Source organism: Sporosarcina sp. P16b (genome assembly GCF_002743065.1).
GTDB lineage: Bacteria > Bacillota > Bacilli > Bacillales_A > Planococcaceae > Sporosarcina.
Map to the genome: position 1 here is coordinate 147,906 of NZ_PDYO01000001.1, position 22,108 is coordinate 170,013.

The 22,108-nt window shown below is 42.2% G+C and carries 22 protein-coding genes; all 22 read left to right on the forward strand.

The genetic code is table 11. From position 1 onward, the window contains the following. Positions 1-6: 6 nt before the first annotated feature. The 22 genes from CSV77_RS00745 (at position 7) to CSV77_RS00850 (ending at position 22,101) form a co-directional block, all read left to right on the forward strand. Positions 7-1,662 (forward strand): DAK2 domain-containing protein, encoded by a 1,656-nt coding sequence (locus tag CSV77_RS00745; RefSeq protein ID WP_099630886.1) that lies wholly within the window; start codon positions 7-9, stop codon positions 1,660-1,662. A gap of 118 nt (positions 1,663-1,780) precedes the next feature. Further along, on the forward strand, positions 1,781-3,820 hold the full coding sequence (gene recG, locus CSV77_RS00750; RefSeq protein ID WP_099671946.1) for an ATP-dependent DNA helicase RecG: 2,040 nt from the start codon (positions 1,781-1,783) through the stop codon (positions 3,818-3,820). A gap of 100 nt (positions 3,821-3,920) precedes the next feature. After that, entirely contained in the window at positions 3,921-4,493 is a 573-nt protein-coding gene (gene fapR / locus CSV77_RS00755; RefSeq protein WP_099671947.1) for a transcription factor FapR, read from the forward strand. A gap of 6 nt (positions 4,494-4,499) precedes the next feature. Then, the gene (gene plsX / locus CSV77_RS00760; RefSeq protein WP_099671948.1) at positions 4,500-5,492 is read left to right on the forward strand and encodes a phosphate acyltransferase PlsX; all 993 of its coding nucleotides are present in this window, start codon (positions 4,500-4,502) and stop codon (positions 5,490-5,492) included. Continuing rightward, positions 5,489-6,433, forward strand: coding sequence for an ACP S-malonyltransferase (fabD, locus tag CSV77_RS00765; RefSeq protein WP_099671949.1), 945 nt, complete (start codon positions 5,489-5,491; stop codon positions 6,431-6,433). The genes plsX and fabD overlap by 4 nt, the downstream gene beginning before the upstream one ends. After that, the gene (fabG, locus tag CSV77_RS00770; RefSeq protein WP_099631028.1) at positions 6,433-7,179 is read left to right on the forward strand and encodes a 3-oxoacyl-[acyl-carrier-protein] reductase; all 747 of its coding nucleotides are present in this window, start codon (positions 6,433-6,435) and stop codon (positions 7,177-7,179) included. The genes fabD and fabG overlap by 1 nt, the downstream gene beginning before the upstream one ends. A gap of 111 nt (positions 7,180-7,290) precedes the next feature. Continuing rightward, the gene (locus CSV77_RS00775; protein ID WP_085133672.1) at positions 7,291-7,530 is read left to right on the forward strand and encodes an acyl carrier protein; all 240 of its coding nucleotides are present in this window, start codon (positions 7,291-7,293) and stop codon (positions 7,528-7,530) included. Between the two features lie 106 nt (positions 7,531-7,636). Next, a complete protein-coding gene (rnc, locus tag CSV77_RS00780; protein ID WP_099671950.1) occupies positions 7,637-8,404 on the forward strand; it encodes a ribonuclease III in 768 nt (255 codons plus the stop codon). A 2-nt stretch (positions 8,405-8,406) separates the two neighbouring features. Beyond that, entirely contained in the window at positions 8,407-11,964 is a 3,558-nt protein-coding gene (gene smc, locus CSV77_RS00785) for a chromosome segregation protein SMC (RefSeq protein ID WP_158231994.1), read from the forward strand. Positions 11,965-11,976: 12 nt separating this feature from the next. After that, the gene (gene ftsY, locus CSV77_RS00790; protein WP_099671952.1) at positions 11,977-12,999 is read left to right on the forward strand and encodes a signal recognition particle-docking protein FtsY; all 1,023 of its coding nucleotides are present in this window, start codon (positions 11,977-11,979) and stop codon (positions 12,997-12,999) included. Between the two features lie 63 nt (positions 13,000-13,062). Then, positions 13,063-13,389 (forward strand): putative DNA-binding protein, encoded by a 327-nt coding sequence (locus CSV77_RS00795; protein WP_099671953.1) that lies wholly within the window; start codon positions 13,063-13,065, stop codon positions 13,387-13,389. Between the two features lie 12 nt (positions 13,390-13,401). Continuing rightward, positions 13,402-14,757 carry a signal recognition particle protein gene (gene ffh / locus CSV77_RS00800; RefSeq protein ID WP_099630894.1) on the forward strand — a complete coding sequence of 452 codons (1,356 nt, stop codon included), beginning with the start codon at positions 13,402-13,404 and terminating at the stop codon, positions 14,755-14,757. Between the two features lie 92 nt (positions 14,758-14,849). Further along, on the forward strand, positions 14,850-15,122 hold the full coding sequence (gene rpsP / locus CSV77_RS00805; protein WP_029052320.1) for a 30S ribosomal protein S16: 273 nt from the start codon (positions 14,850-14,852) through the stop codon (positions 15,120-15,122). Positions 15,123-15,137: 15 nt separating this feature from the next. Further along, positions 15,138-15,371 (forward strand): KH domain-containing protein, encoded by a 234-nt coding sequence (locus CSV77_RS00810; protein WP_099630895.1) that lies wholly within the window; start codon positions 15,138-15,140, stop codon positions 15,369-15,371. Between the two features lie 76 nt (positions 15,372-15,447). Then, positions 15,448-15,963, forward strand: coding sequence for a ribosome maturation factor RimM (rimM, locus tag CSV77_RS00815; RefSeq protein ID WP_099630896.1), 516 nt, complete (start codon positions 15,448-15,450; stop codon positions 15,961-15,963). Next, positions 15,963-16,700: a tRNA (guanosine(37)-N1)-methyltransferase TrmD gene (trmD, locus tag CSV77_RS00820; RefSeq protein WP_143560695.1), complete on the forward strand. Its 738-nt coding sequence runs from the start codon at positions 15,963-15,965 to the stop codon at positions 16,698-16,700. The genes rimM and trmD overlap by 1 nt, the downstream gene beginning before the upstream one ends. Before the next feature lie 127 nt (positions 16,701-16,827). Beyond that, positions 16,828-17,172: a 50S ribosomal protein L19 gene (gene rplS, locus CSV77_RS00825; RefSeq protein ID WP_099630898.1), complete on the forward strand. Its 345-nt coding sequence runs from the start codon at positions 16,828-16,830 to the stop codon at positions 17,170-17,172. A gap of 103 nt (positions 17,173-17,275) precedes the next feature. Then, positions 17,276-17,842: a signal peptidase I gene (gene lepB / locus CSV77_RS00830; RefSeq protein WP_369802711.1), complete on the forward strand. Its 567-nt coding sequence runs from the start codon at positions 17,276-17,278 to the stop codon at positions 17,840-17,842. Positions 17,843-17,860: 18 nt separating this feature from the next. Then, positions 17,861-18,715, forward strand: coding sequence for a ribosome biogenesis GTPase YlqF (gene ylqF / locus CSV77_RS00835; protein WP_099671954.1), 855 nt, complete (start codon positions 17,861-17,863; stop codon positions 18,713-18,715). Positions 18,716-18,830: 115 nt separating this feature from the next. Beyond that, a complete protein-coding gene (locus CSV77_RS00840) occupies positions 18,831-19,604 on the forward strand; it encodes a ribonuclease HII (protein WP_099671955.1) in 774 nt (257 codons plus the stop codon). After that, a complete protein-coding gene (locus CSV77_RS00845; RefSeq protein WP_099671956.1) occupies positions 19,601-21,817 on the forward strand; it encodes a hypothetical protein in 2,217 nt (738 codons plus the stop codon). The genes CSV77_RS00840 and CSV77_RS00845 overlap by 4 nt, the downstream gene beginning before the upstream one ends. Then, positions 21,814-22,101, forward strand: coding sequence for an EscU/YscU/HrcU family type III secretion system export apparatus switch protein (locus CSV77_RS00850; RefSeq protein ID WP_099630903.1), 288 nt, complete (start codon positions 21,814-21,816; stop codon positions 22,099-22,101). The genes CSV77_RS00845 and CSV77_RS00850 overlap by 4 nt, the downstream gene beginning before the upstream one ends. Positions 22,102-22,108: the final 7 nt, after the last annotated feature.

A 22,108-nucleotide genomic window follows, 5' to 3' on the forward strand; every position in this document is an offset into this window, starting at 1 on the left:
AAGTCAATGACTTCAATCAATGGATTGCAATTTGCGAAGATGGTAGAAATGGGTGCGCACCATCTTCATCAAAATGCCGATTATGTAGATTCTTTAAATGTATTCCCGGTGCCAGATGGTGATACGGGAACGAATATGAATTTATCCATGACATCCGGTGCGAAAGAAACAGAAAGAAATGCGCAACAACATATTGGCTTGACGGCACAGGCATTTTCAAAAGGATTGCTAATGGGTGCCCGTGGGAATTCTGGAGTGATTTTATCCCAGCTATTTAGAGGATTCAGCAAGCAAATTGAGAATGAAGCAGAAGTAAATGTAAAACAATTTGCGGAAGCACTTAAATATGGTGTAGATACAGCTTATAAAGCTGTTATGAAACCTGTAGAAGGAACCATTTTGACAGTCGCTAAGGATGCAGCCAATGCAGCTGTTGAGCATATAGAAGAAACAGCGGATTTAACAGCGTTACTAGAAATTATTGTAGAAGAGGCCAAGGAATCTCTGAAACGGACGCCTGATCTATTGCCGGTTCTAAAAGAAGTAGGAGTAGTAGACAGTGGTGGACAAGGTCTCGTATATGTATATGAAGGATTTTTGGCATGCCTAAAAGGTGAGGACTTACCTGAAAAGGTAGTTATGCACTCAATGGATGACCTAGTGATGAATGAGCATCACCGCAGTATACAAGGCTTCATGAACTCAGAAGACATCGAGTTCGGCTACTGTACGGAATTCATGGTCAAATTGGATTCGGGTAAGTTGCTCGACAAACCATTTGACGAGGCAACATTCCGTCAAGACTTAAGCGAACTAGGTGACTCACTGCTCGTCATTTCAGATGATGAAGTAGTAAAAGTACATATTCACACTGAAGAACCTGGAGATGCTTTATCTTATGGACAGAAATATGGTTCATTGACGAAGATGAAGATCGATAATATGCGTGAGCAACACAGTGATATTATGAATCGGGATGAAGCGTCGACAGCAAAGCCGGTTCAGCATAAATACGCAATTGTAACGGTTTCGATGGGTGAAGGTATCGCAGAACTACTGAAAAGTATCGGGGCATCTGCCGTGATTGAAGGCGGTCAGACGATGAATCCATCTACGGAAGATATCGTCAAAGCGATTCAGGAAATCGGTGCGGAACGCGTATTGATCTTGCCAAATAATAAAAACATCATTATGGCGGCTGAGCAAGCGGCTGAAGTGTTAGAAATTGAAGCGGCAGTTGTGGCAACGAAATCCGTGCCTGAAGGTTTAGCGGCTATTTTGGCATTCAACCCCGAAGCGACAGTCGAGAAGAACGCGAAAGCAATGTTACAAGCGGCTTCTACTATTAAAACTGGTCAGGTCACTTATGCTGTTCGTGACACATCGATTGATGGTGTAACGATTCATAAAGATGACTTCATGGGAATCGCACAAGGGAAAATCACTAGCTCTAATTCTTCATTAGAGGATGTAACGAAGAATCTCATTTCTTCCATGATCGATGAAGAAGATGAGATTGTCACGATTATTTATGGTGAAGATGTGACGCATGAAGAAGCAGAAATGATCAGTAGCTATATCGAAGAACAATTCGAGCATGTGGATATAGAAGTGTACGCTGGAAAACAGCCGCTCTATCCATATATTATCTCTGTTGAATAAATACATTACGTTGTCCTGTAAGTGGGGGCAACGTTTTTATTATCCTGTCTTTTCATGGTAAACTAAAAAAGAGGAACATTCGTTTTCCAACAAGGTATGGAAAGGAGGTAATTTTCACGTGGAGAACATCTTTAAAAACAGTGTAGGTACAGTAAAAGGAATAGGCAAAACGACAACTGAACAATTCGGAAAGCTGGGAATTCTGACGATTGAAGATTTGTTATATACTTTCCCATATCGCCATGAAGATTTTCGTATGACAGATTTGACTGAAACACCGCATGGCGAGCGTGTCACAGTGGAAGGTCGGGTAGAGTCCGAACCGACAGTATTTTATTCCGGGAAAAATCGCTCTAGAATGCAAGTCCGTTTATTGGTCGGCCATCATTTGGTGAAAGCTGTATTTTTCAATCAGCATTACTTAAAGGATCGTCTGCTCACAGGAATGCAAATAAATGTTACCGGTGCATGGGACCGTGGTCGTCAGACGATTACGGTGAATCGTTTACATGCCGGTGAGCAAACTGATTTTGAGCCGGTTTATAGTTTGAAGGGAATTATGCATCAAAAAACGTTTCGTCGTTATATGCGTACAGTCATAGACTTAACTGCCAAAGATATAGAAGAGACACTACCGCGTGAGATGCTGGATGTATACAAGCTACCTTCTATAGCTGAAGCATTGGAGATGGTCCACTTCCCAACTAAAGCTGAAGACGTTAAGCATGCCCGCAGACGTTTTGTTTATGAAGAATTATTGCTGTTTCAGTTAAAAATTCAAGGAATGAAAAAGTTGCGCCAAGAACAGGAAAAAGGACTCGTCATTCAATATGATTTGAATTTATTGAAGAAGTTCATTAGTACATTGCCGTTCGAATTAACAAATGCGCAAAAACGTGTGGTGAATGAATTATGTGCAGAGCTGAAATCACCACTCCGCATGAATCGTTTATTGCAAGGGGATGTGGGGTCAGGTAAGACAGCTGTCGCAGCCATAGCGCTATATGCAGCGGTTACTGCAGGATTCCAGGGCGCATTGATGGCACCGACGGAAATATTGGCTGAACAACACGCTGAATTATTAGCCAACTGGTTCGAACCATTCGGTGTGACTGTTGCTTTTCTTGCTGGATCTACAAAAGCGAAAGCAAGAAAAGAGTTGTTGGAACGCTTGGAAGCCGGGGATATTGACTTGCTAATCGGAACGCATGCACTCATCCAACCTGAAGTGCAGTTTCATAAACTAGGCTTTGTTGTGACGGATGAACAACACCGTTTCGGAGTGCAACAACGTCGTGTTTTGCGAGATAAGGGCTTAAACCCCGATGTACTATTCATGACAGCGACTCCTATTCCGAGAACATTAGCGATTACGGTATTTGGTGAAATGGACGTTTCGATCTTAGATGAACTACCGGCAGGACGAAAAGAAATCGAAACACATTGGTTGAAAGAAGACTCCTTACTACCTGTGTTACAGAAAATGGAGAAAGAGTTACGTGCAGGAAGGCAGGCGTATGTCATTTGTCCTTTGATCGAGGAATCTGATAAATTGGATGTCCAAAACGCAGTCGAAGTACATGCCGAATTGAGTAATTATTTTGGTGGACGCTATAATGTGGGTTTGATGCACGGTCGATTACCTCCAGCCGAAAAGGATCAGGTCATGAGGGAATTCAGTGAAGGACAGTTAAATATCCTTGTTTCCACGACAGTAGTAGAGGTAGGTGTCAATGTGCCGAACGCAACCTTCATGCTGATTTATGATGCAACAAGATTCGGTTTGGCTCAGTTACACCAATTAAGGGGACGTGTAGGGCGAGGATCAGATCAGTCGTATTGCGTATTGCTCGCTAATCCGTCAACAGAAGAAGGAAAGATGCGCATGCAATCGATGACGGAAACGAACGACGGATTTATTTTAGCTGAAAAAGATTTGGAGCTACGCGGGGCAGGAGATATTTTTGGTAAGAAACAGAGTGGAATGCCAGAATTTAAAATGGCTGACTTGGTCCATGATTTCAAGGCACTCTCAATAGCGCGTGATGATGCGGAACGCTTGTTGAATTCGGATGCGTTTTGGACAAATGACGAGTACGCAACGTTACGCGGACGTCTTGAGCAATCGGGTGCACTCACTGATAAGCGGATAGACTGATAGATGTGAACGTAGTATATTCGATAACCTCTTGCAATCTCATTTACCTCTTTATATACTTAGTATTAATACCAAGTGCTAATCTAAAGGGGTGTAGTAATTGAGAGTTCCTAAACAGGAGAGGCAACAATTACTCGTAACGCTGCTTGAAGAAGATCCATTCCTGACAGATGAAGACATTGCCAGGCATTTTTCTGTGAGCATCCAAACCGTGCGGCTGGATCGGCTGGAATGTCGTATTCCGGAATTGCGAGAGCGATTGAAATCCGTAGCGTCGCAACAAATGTTAGGTACAGTGAAGTCTATGCAAGCTGAAGAAATTTTTGGAGAAATTATTGATGTGGAATTGGATAATAAAGCCATTTCGATTTTTGATGTAAAAGAAGTGCATGTGTTTAAACGAAATGGTATTGCCAGAGGTCATCATTTATTTGCGCAGGCGAATTCATTAGCTGTAGCAGTCTTGGATGATGACTTGGCATTGACGGTTCGTCCCTCACTGCACTTCCAAAAGCCAGTTAGAGCCGGTGATCGCGTAGTGTGTCGTGCTACTGTGCGCAAGGAAACCTTGAAAAATAAAAGTACGGTCGTCGACGTCCTGTCGACAGTAGAAAGTGAGCCTGTTTTCTCGGGAGAGTTTCAGATGTATCGTACAACAAAAAAAGGCGGGTAATTACATATGATTATTGCAGTAGACGCAATGGGTGGAGACAATGCACCCGGGGAGATTGTGAAGGGTGTATTACAGAGTCTTCATGCATTTGATGACATTAGGATACATATATTTGGTGATGAGCAAAAAATGGCACCATTTCTCGAAACACATCCACGCCTTCAAGTAGTACACTGCTCCGAAGTCATTGAACCTGATGATGAGCCTGTGCGTGCAATTCGAAAGAAAAAAGATGCTTCCATGGTCCGTATGGCGCAAGCCGTAAAAGATGGAGAAGCGCAGGCATGTGTGTCAGCCGGTAATACAGGTGCTCTCATGTCAGCGGGACTCTTTATCGTAGGTCGCTTGGAAGGGATTCAAAGACCAGCACTAGCACCGACTTTACCGACGATTGACGGCAGCGGCTTCGTGTTGTTGGATGCTGGAGCGAATTCAGATAGTAAACCTTCGCAGTTGGCGCAGTTTGCCGTCATGGGTAGTATCTACGCGGAGAAAGTGCGCGGAATTGATAAGCCGCGTGTAGGATTATTAAATATCGGAACAGAAGCTGGAAAAGGGAATGAGCTTACAAAATATGCCTATGAAGAGTTACAAGCTGCACCCATAAACTTTATCGGCAATGTGGAGTCGCGTGATTTATTGAATGGCGTGGCAGATGTTGTGGTCACAGATGGCTTTACGGGTAATATGGTATTGAAAACTATTGAAGGTACTGCAATGAATGTGTTTTCCATGATCAAAGAAGTGTTCATGTCTTCGTTAAAAACTAAGCTTGCGGCTGGATTAGTGAAAGATGATCTCAAGGTTTTAAAAAATAAGATGGATTACTCGGAGTATGGTGGAGCAGGTTTATTTGGTTTGAACCATCCTGTCATCAAAGCGCATGGTTCTTCGAATGCCAATGCATTTTTTAATGCAGTTCGCCAAGCGAGAACCATGGTACAATACCAAGTATGCGAAACAATGAAAAAAACAATCGGAGAGGAAGAGGAATCTTGAGTAAACTCGCATTTGTTTTTCCAGGACAAGGCTCACAAGCTGTAGGGATGGGGAAAGTATTCACAGAGAAGAACGAAGCGTGTAAGAAATTCATGCGAAAGGCTGACGAAGCTCTTGGATTTGAACTGAGTGCATTGATGCTAGAAGGCCCTCAAGATGAATTGACGTTGACTTATAATGCTCAACCGGCTCTACTCACGGTAGGTGCAATGATCGCTGCGCGTTTGGAAGAAGAAGGCATTATACCAGATTATACAGCAGGACACAGTCTGGGTGAGTATACGGCCCTTGTTGAATCCAAAGTTCTTTCATTTGAGGATGCAGTAGTTGCTGTTCATAAAAGAGGTCTGTATATGAATGAAGCTGTACCTGCAGGTAAAGGTGCCATGGCGGCCATACTTGGAATGGATCGTGATGTTTTGGAGTCAATTACAGCGAATATCACAGAGTCCGGACATCCTGTACAACCAGCCAACTTAAACTGCCCCGGCCAAATTGTTATTTCCGGTGCAAAAGAGGGTGTGGATAAGGCGTGTACAGCCTTGAAAGAAGCAGGTGCGAAACGTGCATTGCCATTGAATGTAAGCGGACCTTTCCACTCAGTTCTAATGCAGCCAGCAGCTGGAGAGTTACAAAAGACGCTTGAGGGTATCGAAATGAAGGATGCTGAAATTCCTGTCATCGCAAACGTTACGGCAGATGAAGTAACGAAGCAGGACGAAATAAAAAAATTACTAGTTGAACAATTGTATTCACCGGTACGTTGGGAAGAGTCTGTTGAAAAATTACTTGAACTGGGTGTTACTCGTTTCATAGAGTGTGGACCTGGAAAAGTATTGAGTGGATTAATCCGTAAAATAGACCGTACAGCAAAAGTATACCCAGTATATGATGAAGAAACGCTTGAAAAGTTGCTTGAAGAAGCGAAAGGATGGTCATGATGGGAAGATTCGATGGGAAAACAGCAGTAGTCACAGGAGCATCTAGAGGGATTGGGCGCACTGTCGCTTTACGCTTAGCGTCTGAAGGTGCTAAAGTAGTCGTCAACTATAGCGGTAGCCAAGATCGAGCAGAGACTGTAGCAGCCGAAATTCGCTCTGCGGGCGGAGAAGCGCTCGTATTTCAAGCAAATGTCTCCAATGCTGATCAAGTGAAAGCTATGATGGATGAGACGATTAAACAATTCGGTAGCATTGATCTCCTCGTCAATAACGCTGGCATCACGCGAGATAATTTATTGATGCGCATGAAAGAAGACGAGTGGGATGATGTATTGTCCATTAATTTAAAGGGAGTTTTCCTATGCACTAAGGCTGTTACGCGCCAAATGATGCGTCAGCGTGCAGGGAGAATCGTCAATCTGGCTTCTGTTGTAGGAGTTGTAGGAAATGCAGGGCAAGCAAATTACGTGGCAGCAAAAGCAGGAGTTATTGGATTGACGAAAACAACTGCAAAAGAATTGGCAGCACGTAATATTTTAGTAAATGCTGTTGCTCCAGGATTCATCACAACGGATATGACAGATGAGTTGGGCGATGATATGAAAGAGCAACTATTGTCAACGATCCCTTTAGGCAAGCTTGGAAGTGCGGAAGATGTAGCGAGCGTTGTGGCATTCTTACTATCCGACGAAGCAAAATATATTACGGGTCAGACTATCAATGTAGATGGCGGCATGGTGATGTAAAAGAACTACTTCTATGAAAGCGCTATTTATGGTTGCGTAACGAGGGGGCTAACCTCTATAATTCAATAGTAGCTAATGAGCCGACTTTGGCCTTGAGAGGAGGTGACTATGTTGTCAACAGTACTTGAGCGCGTAACAAAAGTAGTTGTCGACCGTCTAGGTGTCGATGAAAGCGAAGTAAAACCTGAAGCTTCTTTCCGTGAGGATCTTGGAGCTGATTCACTAGATGTAGTAGAACTTGTTATGGAATTTGAAGATGAGTTTGAAACGGAAATTTCTGATGATGATGCAGAGAAAATTGCAACTGTCGGAGATGCAGTAACGTACATTACAGCAAAAGTAGGCGAATGACCTTTTTTGTGAGACACTTTCTTCCTTTCATCTGAAAAGAGGAAAGCGTCTCTTTTCGCTTTCTAAGTGTGTACAGACTATTAATAGATGAGAGGCAGAGTAGTTTATGAAAAATAAGAGAACTTCGAAAGAAAACGTATCACACCCTACATTGCCACAAGCTGTACGCGAGAAATTTAGTACACTCCAGCAGAAACTAGGTGTTCAATTTCAGGATGAGAATCTATTGTATAATGCATTTACCCATTCATCCTATGTCAATGAACATCGTCGCAAGAAATTTTCCGATAATGAACGATTGGAATTCCTTGGAGATGCTGTATTAGAACTTGGAGTATCTAAATTTTTATTCCGTACAGAACCGGCAAAAAGCGAAGGGGAACTGACGAAACTTCGTGCAGCGATTGTTTGTGAGCCATCACTTGTTAAGTTTTCAAATGAATTGAACTTTGGAGACTATATTCTTCTTGGTAAGGGTGAAGAACTAACTGGTGGGAGAATGCGCCCTGCGTTATTAGCAGATGTATTTGAAGCGTATATCGGTGCGCTTTACTTGGATCAAGGCATGGAAGTCGTTGAAGAGTTTCTAAAGCGAATCGTTTTTCCGAAAATTAGTATCGGAGCTTTTTCGCATGTGACAGATTATAAGAGTCGCCTGCAAGAATTGGTGCAACAAAAAAATAACGGACCCCTTCAGTATGAAGTCATTGAAGAAAAAGGTCCTGCACATGCGAAAAAGTTTGTTACAGTAGTTAATCTGAATGAACAACCACTTGGAAAAGGAATTGGCAAGTCCAAGAAAGAAGCCGAACAGGAAGCTGCCCGTCGTGCGATAGAACATTTATTGATGCAGACAACCGAAGGGGAGAACTAATCGTGTTTTTGAAGAGGCTGGAAATCGCAGGCTTTAAATCTTTCGCGGAAAAAATCCATATAGACTTTGTACCAGGAGTAACGGCCATCGTAGGACCTAACGGAAGTGGAAAGAGTAATATTATTGATGCGATTCGTTGGGTGCTCGGTGAACAATCGGCAAAATCATTGCGTGGCAGTAAAATGGAAGACGTCATTTTTGCAGGCAGTGACTCACGGAAAGCAGTTAATTTTGCAGAAGTCACACTCATTTTGGATAATACTCAAAATCTATTTCCGCTTGATTACACGGAAATCAGTGTAACTAGAAGGGTGTTTCGATCTGGAGATAGCGCATATCTTCTGAACGGCCAGACTTGTAGGTTAAAAGACATCACCACACTATTTATGGATTCAGGATTGGGTAAAGAAGCATTCTCCATTATTTCGCAAGGTCGGGTAGATGAGATCTTGAATAGCCGTGCTGATGAAAGACGCAATGTCTTTGACGAAGCGGCAGGTGTCTTGAAGTATAAAACCCATAAACAGCAAGCGGAGCATAAATTATTTGAGACGACTGATAATTTAGATCGTGTACTAGATATATTAAAAGAAATTGATGATCGACTTGTTCCTCTTGAAAAAGAAGCAGGTTCGGCTCGTAAAGCTTCTAATTTGCGTTCTGAACTTCGAGAGGCAGATGTTCGTTTACTCCATCACGACGCTTCTACTTTGCAACAGCAGATTTCTGAAAAAGCGGCAGTTGTGAAAAATGATGAAACTGAACAGCGAAAGATTTCGGATACTCTTACACAATATGAAAACGATCTGGATATTGACAAGAAGGTTCTTATGACAGTAGAGCTTCAACTGGATGAGTTCCAAAATGAATTGATTAAACAGACAGCAGAAGCTGAAAAGTGGGAAGGGAGAAGATTGCTGTCCGTTGAAAAGACCCGCAATACGAAGCAGCAAGTGGAGCGTATTAGACAAGAGCTGCAATCAGCAGAGGACACTCAACGAATGGCAAAAGATAAACATCGTGCTATGCAGATGAAGCAGAAAACTGCTCAGCATGAACTTGAAGAAGTGACGAAAGAAAGTAAGCAAGTCACGGCCATGTTAAACAGTTCATTAAAAGAAACAGAACAGCAAATTGAACAGTTGAAATCAGTCTATATTGAGCGCCTCAATGAGGAAGCCACTGTGCGCAGTGAAATCAGGCATGTAGAGGAGCGGCTTCAGGGAGAAAAGTCTTCTACAGAAAAGATTACAGTTCAAACTACATTACTTTCCGAACGCAAACAACAATTAGCTAAAGAACAGCAAGAAAAAAATGAGCAAAAAAAGACTGTTCAGAAACAGCTAGATGAGCTCGAGAAGTCAGCTAGAGCTTGTCAGCAACAATTAACAGAAGAAGAGCAACGTCTATCTACGCAACAGCAAATTCTGCAGAAAGCATTGCGTAAACAATCCGAAATGCAAGGAAGACTCCGTGCCCTAGAAAGTCTTGAAAAGGATTTTTCGGGGTTCTATTCTGGTGTCAAAGAAGTACTCCATGCAAAGAAACAACAACGTATTCAAGGGATCGAAGGAGCTGTAGTGGAACTCATTAAGACGGAGCCAGCCTATACTAAGGCAATTGAAACAGCCCTTGGCGGTGCTATGCAACACATCATTACTACGACTGAGCATGATGCAAGACGAGCCATCGGTTATTTAAAAACGAAAAACTTCGGTCGCGCTACGTTTCTTCCTATGGATATCTTGAAGCCGCGTGAGCTTCCTATAAATAGCCGACACGTACTCTCTCAACAGCAGGGCTTCATCGGTACGGCATTTGAACTCATTCAAACGTCTGCGGCATATGAGTCGGTTGCCAAAAACTTATTGGGTCAGACGATTATTGCCAATGATCTTGAAGCTGCATCAGGTTTAGCTAAAACGATAGGACACCGCTATCGCATAGTGACACTTGATGGGGATATTATAAACGCAGGCGGTTCATTGACCGGTGGCGGTGCGAAAGGGCAGACCACGCTATTTTCCCGCAAGGCTGAGCTGGAGACTCTTACCAATCAACTGCAAAAAATGGATGAATCTATTCAACAGGCTACTGCACAAACGTCTGAAACTCGTAATTTAGTGGGTGCGAGTTTACATCTTCGTGATCAATTGCGCGTAAAGTTAGAGGAAACCCAACAGAAAAAGTCCATCATTCATGCGTCATTACAAGAAACAGAAATGGAATTGCGTTCTGTCGACATGGAAATATCCACAATTGAAATCGGACGTACTGACACAGTCTCTGCAGAAAAGCAGTTATCGACCAAAAAACGAAATTTACAAACTCGGCATGAAGTATTGAAAAGTGAACTTCAAGAGACGTTAGAAAAGCTAGAAGGTTTAGAGAGACTAGTAGAGAATAGACGTGAAGAACAACAGTCATTACAGAAGAGATTACATGACTTACAGCAAAAAAGTGCTGTATTAAAAGAGCAGAACGCCTATCATTCAAGCAGTATTTTGGAAACTATCACTCAAATAGATGAGTTGGAGTTGACAATTAGCCGCTTGCAAGAAGAACAGCACTATGTGCAGGAGTTTGTGATCGGTAAGGAATTAACACCTGAAGAAATAGAGAAGCAGAGTCAGCAAGCAAATGATACAAAAAGACACTTGCAACAAACGATTGAGATAGAAAAAGCTAAGCGTGTTCAGCAAGCTACACGTGTTCGTGATCATGAAGAGCGTATAAAAATGATCAGACAACAGGCAGGTATTATTTCCGAACGCTTGAACACACTGAGGATTCAGTTATCCAGGCTTGAAACACAGTTTGAAACGGTCAAAGATCGACTGGATGAAGAGTATGGCTTACGACCGAATGAATTGCATTTTGAATCATTGGATATTCCGCTACTACGCAAGACGGTAGAAGATTGTAAGCAACAACTAGCTATAATAGGACCTGTCAACCCGAATGCAATTCAGGAATTCGAAGAAGTATCTGAGCGTCATGAGTTTTTACAATCACAACGGAATGACTTGGTCGAAGCTAAAAATACGTTACAAGAAGCTATGGCGGAAATGGATCAGGAAATGAAGAGTCGCTTCGAGACGACGTTTGAAGCAATCCGCAGCCATTTTCGCCGCGTGTTTAAGGATATGTTCGGTGGGGGAGAAGCGGATCTTGTTTTAACGGATCCAACCAATTTACTGACTACCGGAATTGATATCATGGCACGACCTCCAGGAAAGAAATTGCAGAATTTACGTTTGTTATCTGGTGGAGAACGTGCATTAACTGTTATTTCTTTGCTGTTCTCTATTCTTGAAGTTCGTCCTGTGCCTTTTTGCATATTAGATGAAGTGGAAGCGGCACTGGATGAAGCGAACGTGGTACGATATAGTAATTATTTAAAGAAAGTTTCGGACCAGACGCAATTCATCGTGATCACACATCGAAAAGGCACGATGGAGGGTGCAGACGTCCTATACGGCATTACGATGCAAGAATCAGGTGTTTCGAAATTGCTTTCTGTTAAACTATCTGAAGTGGCAGAAGAAATCAGTAGCTAAGGAGTGAAATGAATGTCTTTCTTCAAGAAGATTAAAGATAAAATATCAGGAACAAACGAAGCGGTAGCGGAGAAGTTTAAAGATGGACTGACTAAGACACGCGATTCATTTACATCGAAAGTAAACGATTTAGTGTTTAGATTCCGTGTCGTCGATGAAGAATTCTTCGAAGAACTGGAGGAATTGTTACTTCAAGCGGATGTTGGTTTTGAAACCGTTATGGAATTAATTGATTTGCTAAAGGAAGAAGTACAACGTAAGAATATTAAAAACACGACAGGTATGCAGTCATTAATTTCTGAGAAGCTTGTAGAAATTTATAATTCAGGTGAAGCAGTTTCTAGTGAACTGAATATCGAAGAAGGTAGACTGAACGTAATTTTGATGGTTGGCGTGAACGGTGTGGGTAAAACGACAACGATCGGTAAAATGGCTGCCCGACTTAAAAAAGAAGGGAAAACCGTTATGTTGGCCGCGGGGGATACATTCCGTGCGGGTGCCATTGAACAGCTTGTTGTCTGGGGAGAGCGTACGGGCGTGGAAGTCGTACGTCAGGCGGAAGGCTCAGATCCGGCTGCCGTTATTTTTGATGCGGTGAAAGCAGCTAAGAAGCGTAACGTGGATGTTTTAATCTGTGATACTGCAGGTCGCTTACAAAATAAAGTGAACTTGATGAATGAGCTGGAAAAAGTACATCGCGTTATTGGCCGCGAAATTGAGGGGGCCCCTCATGAAGTATTGTTGGCATTGGATGCGACGACTGGACAGAACGCATTAATTCAAGCGCAGACATTTAACGAAGTAACGAATGTTACGGGTATTGTATTGACGAAACTAGACGGTACAGCGAAAGGTGGTATCGTGCTCGCGATTCGTAATAAGCTCGATATTCCGGTGAAGTTTGTTGGCCTTGGTGAAGGCATCGATGATTTACAACCTTTCGACCCGGAGAAATATGTCTATGGATTATTTGCGAACGGATTAGAAATGGAAGAAACAGATGATCATGAAGCTGAAATCGAAGAAGACAAGTAAAAGTACTTGACGGCAATACACATGCGCGATACTATATAATAGTGACTGAAGGGGGTCGTGATCTTGCTTGAAAAAACGACAAGAGTGAACTTCCTCTTTGATTTTTATCAATCATTATTAACTGACAAACAACGTTTATATATGCAATTATATTATTTAGATGATCTTTCTCTCGGTGAAATCGCTGAACAATATGGTGTATCGAGACAGGCTGTGTATGACAATGTGAAACGGACTGAGGCAATGCTCGAAGATTACGAGAAGAAACTCAATCTGTTCGAAAAACATGAAGGTCGACTTGAAATTGTAGAGTTGCTAGAAGAAATGGTGCCTATCGAAAATTCAAATCGCTTCATGAAATTGCTACATACCTTAAAAGACTTTGAATAGGGGGGATTGTCTATGGCATTTGAAGGTCTAGCCGAACGCCTGCAAGTAACAATGAACAAAATTACGGGCAAAGGTAAAATTAACGAAGCTGACGTAAAAGAAATGATGCGTGAAGTACGTTTTGCACTAATTGAAGCAGACGTTAACTTGAAAGTCGTTAAACAATTTGTCAAGACGGTCAGCGAGCGCTCAGTAGGTCAGGATGTAATGAAGAGTTTGACACCTGGTCAGCAAGTGGTGAAAATCGTAAAAGACGAATTAACGAATCTAATGGGTGGAGAACAAAATCCCATTCAATTCGCGCGTAAATCGCCTACGGTCATCATGATGGTAGGTTTGCAAGGTGCTGGTAAAACAACAACTACCGGTAAATTGGCTACAGTTTTACGTAAAAAACATAATAAGAAACCTTTGCTTGTAGCGGCAGATATATATCGCCCAGCAGCGATTCAACAACTCGAAACCTTAGGTAAACAAATTACTGTGCCCGTATTTTCTATGGGTACCGATCAGTCTCCTGTTGAAATTGCTCGCAAAGCAATGGAAGAGGCAGAACGTGAGCATAATGACGTCGTAATCATTGATACTGCAGGTAGACTCCATGTAGATGAAGAACTTATGCAAGAATTGAAAGATATTCGAGAGTTAACGAATCCTGATGAAGTATTCCTCGTAGTGGATGCCATGACAGGTCAAGATGCTGTCAACGTGGCAAAAAGTTTCGATGAGACAATCGGAATCACTGGCGTCATATTGACAAAACTTGATGGGGATACACGTGGTGGTGCGGCGTTATCGATTCGTACCGTTACTGAAAAGCCTATCAAATTTGTCGGTATGGGTGAGAAGATGGATGCACTTGAACCATTCCATCCAGAACGTATGGCGTCACGAATACTTGGCATGGGCGATGTCATGTCTTTGATTGAAAAAGCACAAGAAAACGTGGATGAGGATAAAGCGAAAGAGTTAGAGCAGAAATTGCGCACACAAAGCTTTACACTTGACGACTTTCTTGATCAAATGCAACAAGTGAAAAAAATGGGACCACTCGACGAAATTTTAAAAATGATGCCGGGTGCAAACAAGATCAAAGGACTCGACAATGCCAAAGTGGATGAGAGTCAAATGGGGCGTGTAGAAGCCGTCATTTATTCCATGACGCTTGCAGAACGGGAAAACCCAGAAATTATTAATGCGAGCCGAAAAAAAAGAATTGCTACAGGATCTGGAACTTCTACCCAGGAAGTCAACCGTTTGCTAAAGCAGTTTGAAGAAATGAAAAAAATGGTTAAGCAAATGACCAACATGCAACAAAAAGGTAAGAAAAAAGGTAAAATGCCTGGTTTTGATGCGTTTTTTAAATAAAATAGAGGGTGTTAAGAAAAAACCCTTTACAAACAAATGAAAACTTGGTAATATACTATCTTGTGTGAAACTATTCGGAGGTGTAGATAATAATGGCAGTTAAAATTCGTCTAAAACGTATGGGAGCTAAAAGATCTCCTTTTTATCGTATTGTAGTAGCTGATGCACGTGCACCACGTGACGGCCGTCAAATCGATCAGGTTGGTACATACAACCCGCTTACAAAGCCAGCAACAGTTGAAATCAACGAAGAATTGGCTTTGAAATGGCTTCAAGATGGAGCTAAACCATCTGATACAGTTCGTAACTTGTTCTCAGAACAAGGTATCATGGAAAAATTCCATAACGCTAAATACAGCAAGTAATTTGGAGGGGTGGACATGAAGCAGCTGATTGAAACAGTTGTAAAACCGTTAGTCGATTACCCGGACGACGTGAAAGTGGTATCTGAAGAACAGTCTCAACGAGTCGTTTATCAGTTATCAGTGAATGCGGAGGATATGGGTAAAGTGATCGGGAAACAAGGTCGTGTGGCAAAAGCGATCCGTACGATTGTTTACTCAGCAGCAGGCAGCCACCACGGCAAAAAAGTGTATTTGGATATCTTGGATTGATCCAAAAGGAAGGAGCCTCGGTTCCTTCCTTTTTTGCACGTATAAATACTTTTACTCATATAATGGAGGCGAAATAATGGAATGGTTTAATGTAGGCACGATTGTGAATACACATGGTATTAAAGGTGAAGTTCGTGTAATGTCCAAAACAGATTTCCCAGATGAGCGATATGAAGTGGGAAGTGAGCTCGCGATCTTCATGCCGAAAAGCAAAGCACCTACGTTCGTGAAGGTGATCAGTCATAGGAAGCATAAAAACTTTGATTTACTTATGTTTGAAGGCTATCCGAATATCAATGACGTCGAGAAGTTCCGAGACGGCGTAATCAAGGTCTCGGAGAAAGAATTGACAGAACTCGGAGAAAATGAATTTTACCATCATGAAATCATTGGGTGCCGCGTGATTACAGAAACGGGAGACGAGATCGGTACGGTTTCTGAAATTATCGAAACAGGCGCAAATGATGTATGGGAGGTAACGCCTGCTGAAGGCAAGCCGCATTATATCCCGTATATCGAAGATGTGGTAAAAGATGTGGATATAGATAAGCAAATTATCAAAATTGAATTGATGGATGGGTTGCTTTCATGATGAAAATCGATGTGCTCTCTTTGTTCCCCGAGATGTTTGAAGGTGTATTTCATTCTTCAATCATGAAAAAAGCGCAAGAACAACAAGCCGCATCGTTTAAGGTTACAGATTTTCGTGACTACGCAACAAACAAACATAGAAAAGTGGATGATTATCCGTACGGTGGTGGCGCGGGAATGGTACTAAAACCCGAGCCTCTCTTTGCGGCTGTAGATGCTGTCACAAGTTCAAGCAGTAGTAAGCCGCGCGTTATCTTAATGTGTCCGCAAGGCGAACGGTTCACGCAGAAGAAAGCGGAAGAACTAGCGAAAGAGCAACATCTTGTTTTCATTTGTGGTCACTATGAAGGATACGATGAAAGAATTCGTGAACATTTGGTTACGGATGAAATTTCACTTGGCGATTTTGTATTAACGGGTGGTGAGGTAGCTTCTATGGCCATCATTGATAGTGTAGTGAGGCTACTCCCTGACGTGCTAGGAAACGATCAATCAGCTGTCCACGATTCGTTTTCAACGGGTATGCTAGAACATCCACAATACACTCGACCCGCTACTTTCAACGGCTTTGAAGTGCCTCCTGTGCTGTTGTCGGGCAATCATGCAGAGATTGATAAGTGGAGGGAAGAGCAGGCATTCCTTCGCACGGCACAGCGTCGTCCAGAATTATTGCAAGAAGCACCCTTAACAGATTATCAGAAAAAGCTCTATCAGCAATGGATACAAAAAAGAGACTAAATTTGCTTGATTCGTTAACAGGCGTGTGCTATGATTTATTAAGCGCTTTTTAAGAGCGCCTATTTTACTGTTGTTCCGCTGCAAAGCAAAACGTGCAAGAGCATCAGAAAAGAAGGAGAGAAAAAACATGCAAAAACTAATTGCAGATATTACAAAAGAGCAGTTGCGCACTGAACACCCTTCATTCCGTCCTGGCGATACACTTCGCTTGCACGTGAAGATCATCGAGGGAACTCGTGAGCGTATCCAGTTATTCGAAGGTATTGTTATCAAACGTCGCGGTGGCGGAATCAGCGAAACTTTCACTGTACGTAAAATTTCAAATGGTGTTGGAGTGGAACGTACATTCCCATTACACACGCCTAAGCTAGCTCAAATTGAAGTAACTCGTCGCGGTAAAGTTCGTCGTGCGAAGTTGTACTACCTACGTAAACTACGTGGTAAAGCAGCGCGTATCAAAGAACTCCGCTAATAAGATAAACAGAAACGAAGGGGGCCTTGCATTTGGCCTCCTTTCTTTTTGCTCAGAAAGACAATTGGCTGTACAATAAAAACAGACAGGGCAGGAGGCTGGATTGATGGAAGAGAAAAAAACGAGAAGTGAAGGACTGGAATGGATTAAAGCATTATTGATCGCATTTGGATTAGCCGCCATTATTCGTATCTTTTTATTCACACCAATCGTCGTTGACGGTATTTCTATGATGCCAACATTGGAACATGGTGACCGCATGATCGTTAATAAAATCGGTTATACGATTGGTGAACCGCATCGTTTTGATATCGTAGTATTCCATGCACCCGAGCAGAAAGATTATATTAAACGTGTAATTGGACTGCCAGGCGATACAGTGGAATATAAAGATGATGTACTCTATGTAAATGGTAAAGCATATGAAGAGCCGTACCTTGATCAATATAAATCGGAAGTACAAGATGGTACGCTGACGGAAGATTTTACACTACAGGATGTACCGCAAATCGATGCAGAAACAGTGCCTGAAGATCACATATTTGTGATGGGTGATAATCGTCGGAAAAGTAAAGATTCTAGACATATAGGTGCAGTCTCAATCGATGAAGTCATCGGTAGTACCAGTGTAGTATTCTGGCCGATTAAAGATTTTGGTCTTGTGAAATAATGAAAGGAGACGATTCGAATGACTATTCAATGGTTTCCGGGTCATATGGCGAAAGCGAGACGAGAAGTCTCAGAAAAACTTAAGTTAGTTGATATTGTATTTGAATTAATTGATGCTAGATTGCCACTTTCCTCACGTAATCCTATGATAGACGAAGTAACCCAGCAAAAACCAAGATTGCTTATTTTGAATAAAATGGACTTGGCGGATGAAGTTCAAACTAAACGTTGGATTGCCTACTTTGAAAATCAAGGCTTACGCACAGTGGCGATCAATTCATTTGAAGGGAAAGGTCTCCAAACAGTCACCAAAGCGGCTAAAGAAATCCTGAAGCCGAAATATGACCGCATGAAGCAGCGAGGCATACGTCCTGGAGCCATCCGTGCAATGATTGTCGGCATTCCCAATGTAGGAAAATCTACTTTGATTAACCGATTAGCGAAGAAAAATATCGCTAAAACAGGAAATAAGCCAGGTGTAACCAAAGCGCAACAATGGATCAAATTTGAGAAAGAATTAGAACTTCTTGATACACCGGGAGTCCTTTGGCCGAAGTTTGAAGACCAGAATGTAGGGTATAAGTTAGCGTTAACAGGCGCCATTAAGGACTCGGTATTGAATATGGAAGAGCTTGCAGTATATGGACTTCGATTTTTAGAGTCGCATTATCCTGAAAGACTAGCACAGCGTTATGAAATGACAACGGTGGGCGATAATATTCAATCATTGTTTAATAAAATTGGTGAACGTCGAAAAGTATATACGGTTGGTGGAGAAATTGACTATGACAAAGTAGCAGAAATGATCGTACAAGACATCCGTGACCAGCAAGTAGGTAAATTAACATTCGATTTCCCTGAAGAATTCGAATGACTAGAAGCAACGGCTTGGAACTCTGTTTCCGAACCGTTGCTTTTTTGTCGAAAAAATCATGTAGAAACCGATATACTACTTAGACAATCATATTTTAGATGGACAGGTGAAGAAAATGACAACGATACAGCAAATAAAAAATCAATTAGCAGAGTTACAAGAACCGAATGATTGGCTTGCAGAACTTGAAGCGGACAGTAGAAAAGGCGTCCAGCAAGCAATTAGTCAATGGCGCACTCGATACGAAAAAAAACAAGCGATTATTCAAGAATTTCAAAAGAAAATAGCCTTTGACGATTCATATAGATCTTCACGCGTTGTATTGGTTGCAGGAATTGACGAGGCGGGAAGAGGACCGTTAGCGGGGCCGGTAGTTACAGCTGCCGTTATACTACCTGAGGATTGCACTGCCCTAATTGGATTAGACGACTCGAAAAAAGTTTCTAAGGAGAAAAGAGAAGAATTCGCCCGACTGATTAAGGAACAGGCCGTGGCGTACGCTATACACGTGCAGCCTGTTAAAGTAATTGATGAATTGAATATATACCAAGCAACAAAGGAATCGATGGAGATAGCTATAAGTGAACTTCGGATAGCGCCCCATGTAGTGATAGCAGACGCAATGAATCTACAGACAGCATGCCTGTGTTACTCCGTCATAAAAGGAGATGAAAAAAGCTTAACTATCGCAGCAGCTTCTATATTAGCGAAAACAACACGTGACGCTCTAATGATTGAATTACACGAGGAGTTCCCTTGGTATGGATTTAATGAAAATGCCGGATATGGAACAGCGAAACATCTACAAGGACTTGAAACGCATGGACTTTGTGAACATCATCGCAAATCTTTCGAACCGATTAAAACGATGTGGAGGGATCGACAATGAATTTACATTCATTATCTGCTACATCTGCAAGGGCTATTACGGAAACCCAACCGTTATCTCTAAAAGAAGGACAAATGATACACGGAAAGGTTACCCAATTATTTCCTGGTCAAATGGCGCAAGTGCAAGTTGGAAATCAGCAGTTATATGCTAAATTGGAAGTGCCGATGCAAGCAGGAGATCATTATTACTTCAAGGTCAATGGCACTGAACCTGAATTACAGTTACAGGTCATTTCTGGTCCGATGCGTGGAGAAAGCCAGTCATCACAACTAACCCAGTTAATGGAGTCATTACATGTACCTAAAACACAGGAAATGAAAGATATACTCGCGACAATTATTAAGCAAAAAATTCCTATGACAAAAGAAAATATACTAGAGGCTGTCAGTCTTCTGAAATCGTTACCGGATGGAATGAAAGCGGAGGCACTAGCGACGCTCGGTAAAATCGCTGAAGCGAAACTACCTTTCACGCCAGCTGTATTTCAATCACTCCTACAAGTTCATACAAGCACGATTGCGCAGCAATTGTCGACTTTGCTAGCTAACATACAAAGTGATTCTAATCTCCCTTCAGCGACGCGTGAGCGGCTTCTGGCGACTATTCAATCTCTTTCTTCTCCTTTAAGCACAGTGATAGGGAAAGAACTGCTGAATCAAAGTGTAGCCCAACTGCTAAATCCACAAGCTACTCAAGCAGATCGATTTACCGCGCTACAGTTATTGAAAAATGCCGCTATATTGCCTGCTCAAACATCGTTGGCCAATTTGCCGCAAGTGATGGCTGAGCTAGTCACGAAGGCAAATACACAAACTGCCTATGCTACTAACGACATGATAAATCAAAGGGATTCTAATAAAGCTATACATTCTTTAGTGAGTCAACTGAGTCAAACGCCTGCTGCAAATCAACAAACAATAAAAGCGCTTGTGCAAAATATCACGCAACAACTACCCAACGTAGCACTTCCGGAACATGTGAAAAACACGTTGCGGACTGTAATTAATCAGTTGAACGAACAGCCGCTGACAGCTAGTTCCAAAGCAACTATCGTTGAGCAATTCACTAAAGTATTGACTCAAGCCACTGCGACACCAACAACCGCGCCGTTAGCACCAAGTAGCATTGCGCATCAAGCTACAGTTATCCCTGCAACTGTGCAAGCGGTCCAAGCGGCCATAAGTCAAATAAGCCAATTGCCAGTATCTGACCAAGAAACAATCAAAGTGAATATGCAGCACCTAACACAACAGCTGAGTAGTAATTCCGCTTTACCTGAATCGATGAAACAAGCATTGCAAAATATATTGAATCAATATGTGCAACAACCAGTGACAGAGGGAGCAAAAACAGCATTAGTTGAACAACTTAGTCACACATTGATCCAACAAGCGAGCAGGCAGGATGTGCCAGTTCAGCAGCAAACGGTCATGAAGGAAGTGCAACAGTCAGTCCAGTCACTTTTACTACCATTTGATCAAGCGGATGAGGCAATTCGTGCATTAATGCAAACGGCCGAAAAATCGGGGAATATTTTAGTAAAACAACTGATCCAGACAGCTGAAGCTCAAGTGTCACAGGCGATGAACGGTGTGGTCATGAAAGAGGCTATACAACATGTATTAAGTACACTAGGTGTGAATTACGAGGCGATGCTCGGGGGGAAAGAACCTGATATCGCACATTTGGCTAGCGCATTAAAACCACAGTTACTGAGCATGCTACAGGATCCTTCGCTATCCCCGCCACTGCGTGATGCAGCAGAGGCAATGGTGCTTCGCATGAATGGGACTTTACTACAGTCAGGGGATTTAGGCGCGCAACAACAGCTGATCATGCAACTACCTCTCGAAATGTTCGGCAAGAAAATCGATGCTACGTTGCAATGGAATAGTCGAATGAAAGAAAACGGAAAAATTGACCCGGCCTTTGCGCGAATATTATTTTATTTGGAATTGGAATCACTGTCGACGACCTTGGTTGATATGAATGTGCAAGACAAAGTGGTAAACTTGACGATTTTTAATGATATGCCTTCCTTAAAAGTAGTAGGGACCGATTTTCAAGATCAATTAAAAGAAGGTCTTGAAGGAGTCGGCTATAAACTGTCGGGTATTACTTTTAAACCATTCACGGAAAAACAGCAAGAGGTCAAATTATCAGCTAGTACCTTCCAATCAGATGAGGGAGGAGTAGATTTTAAAATATGAGAGAAGAACAACGTTTTACTAGAAAAGAGGCCATTGCACTATCCTATGACCCTGAAGTTTCGGATGCCCCGAAAGTAATAGCTAAAGGAAAAGGAAAAATTGCGGAGAATATTCTCGAGCGTGCGCAAGAACATGCTATTCCCGTACAACAAGATCCGAGTCTGCTAGAATTGCTTGGTCAATTAAATGTCAATGAAACGATACCTGAAGAACTATATCAAGCGGTATCGGAAGTATTTGCCTATATTTATCGTTTAGATCGTGAAAAAGGTAGTGTGAAGTAAGCACGTA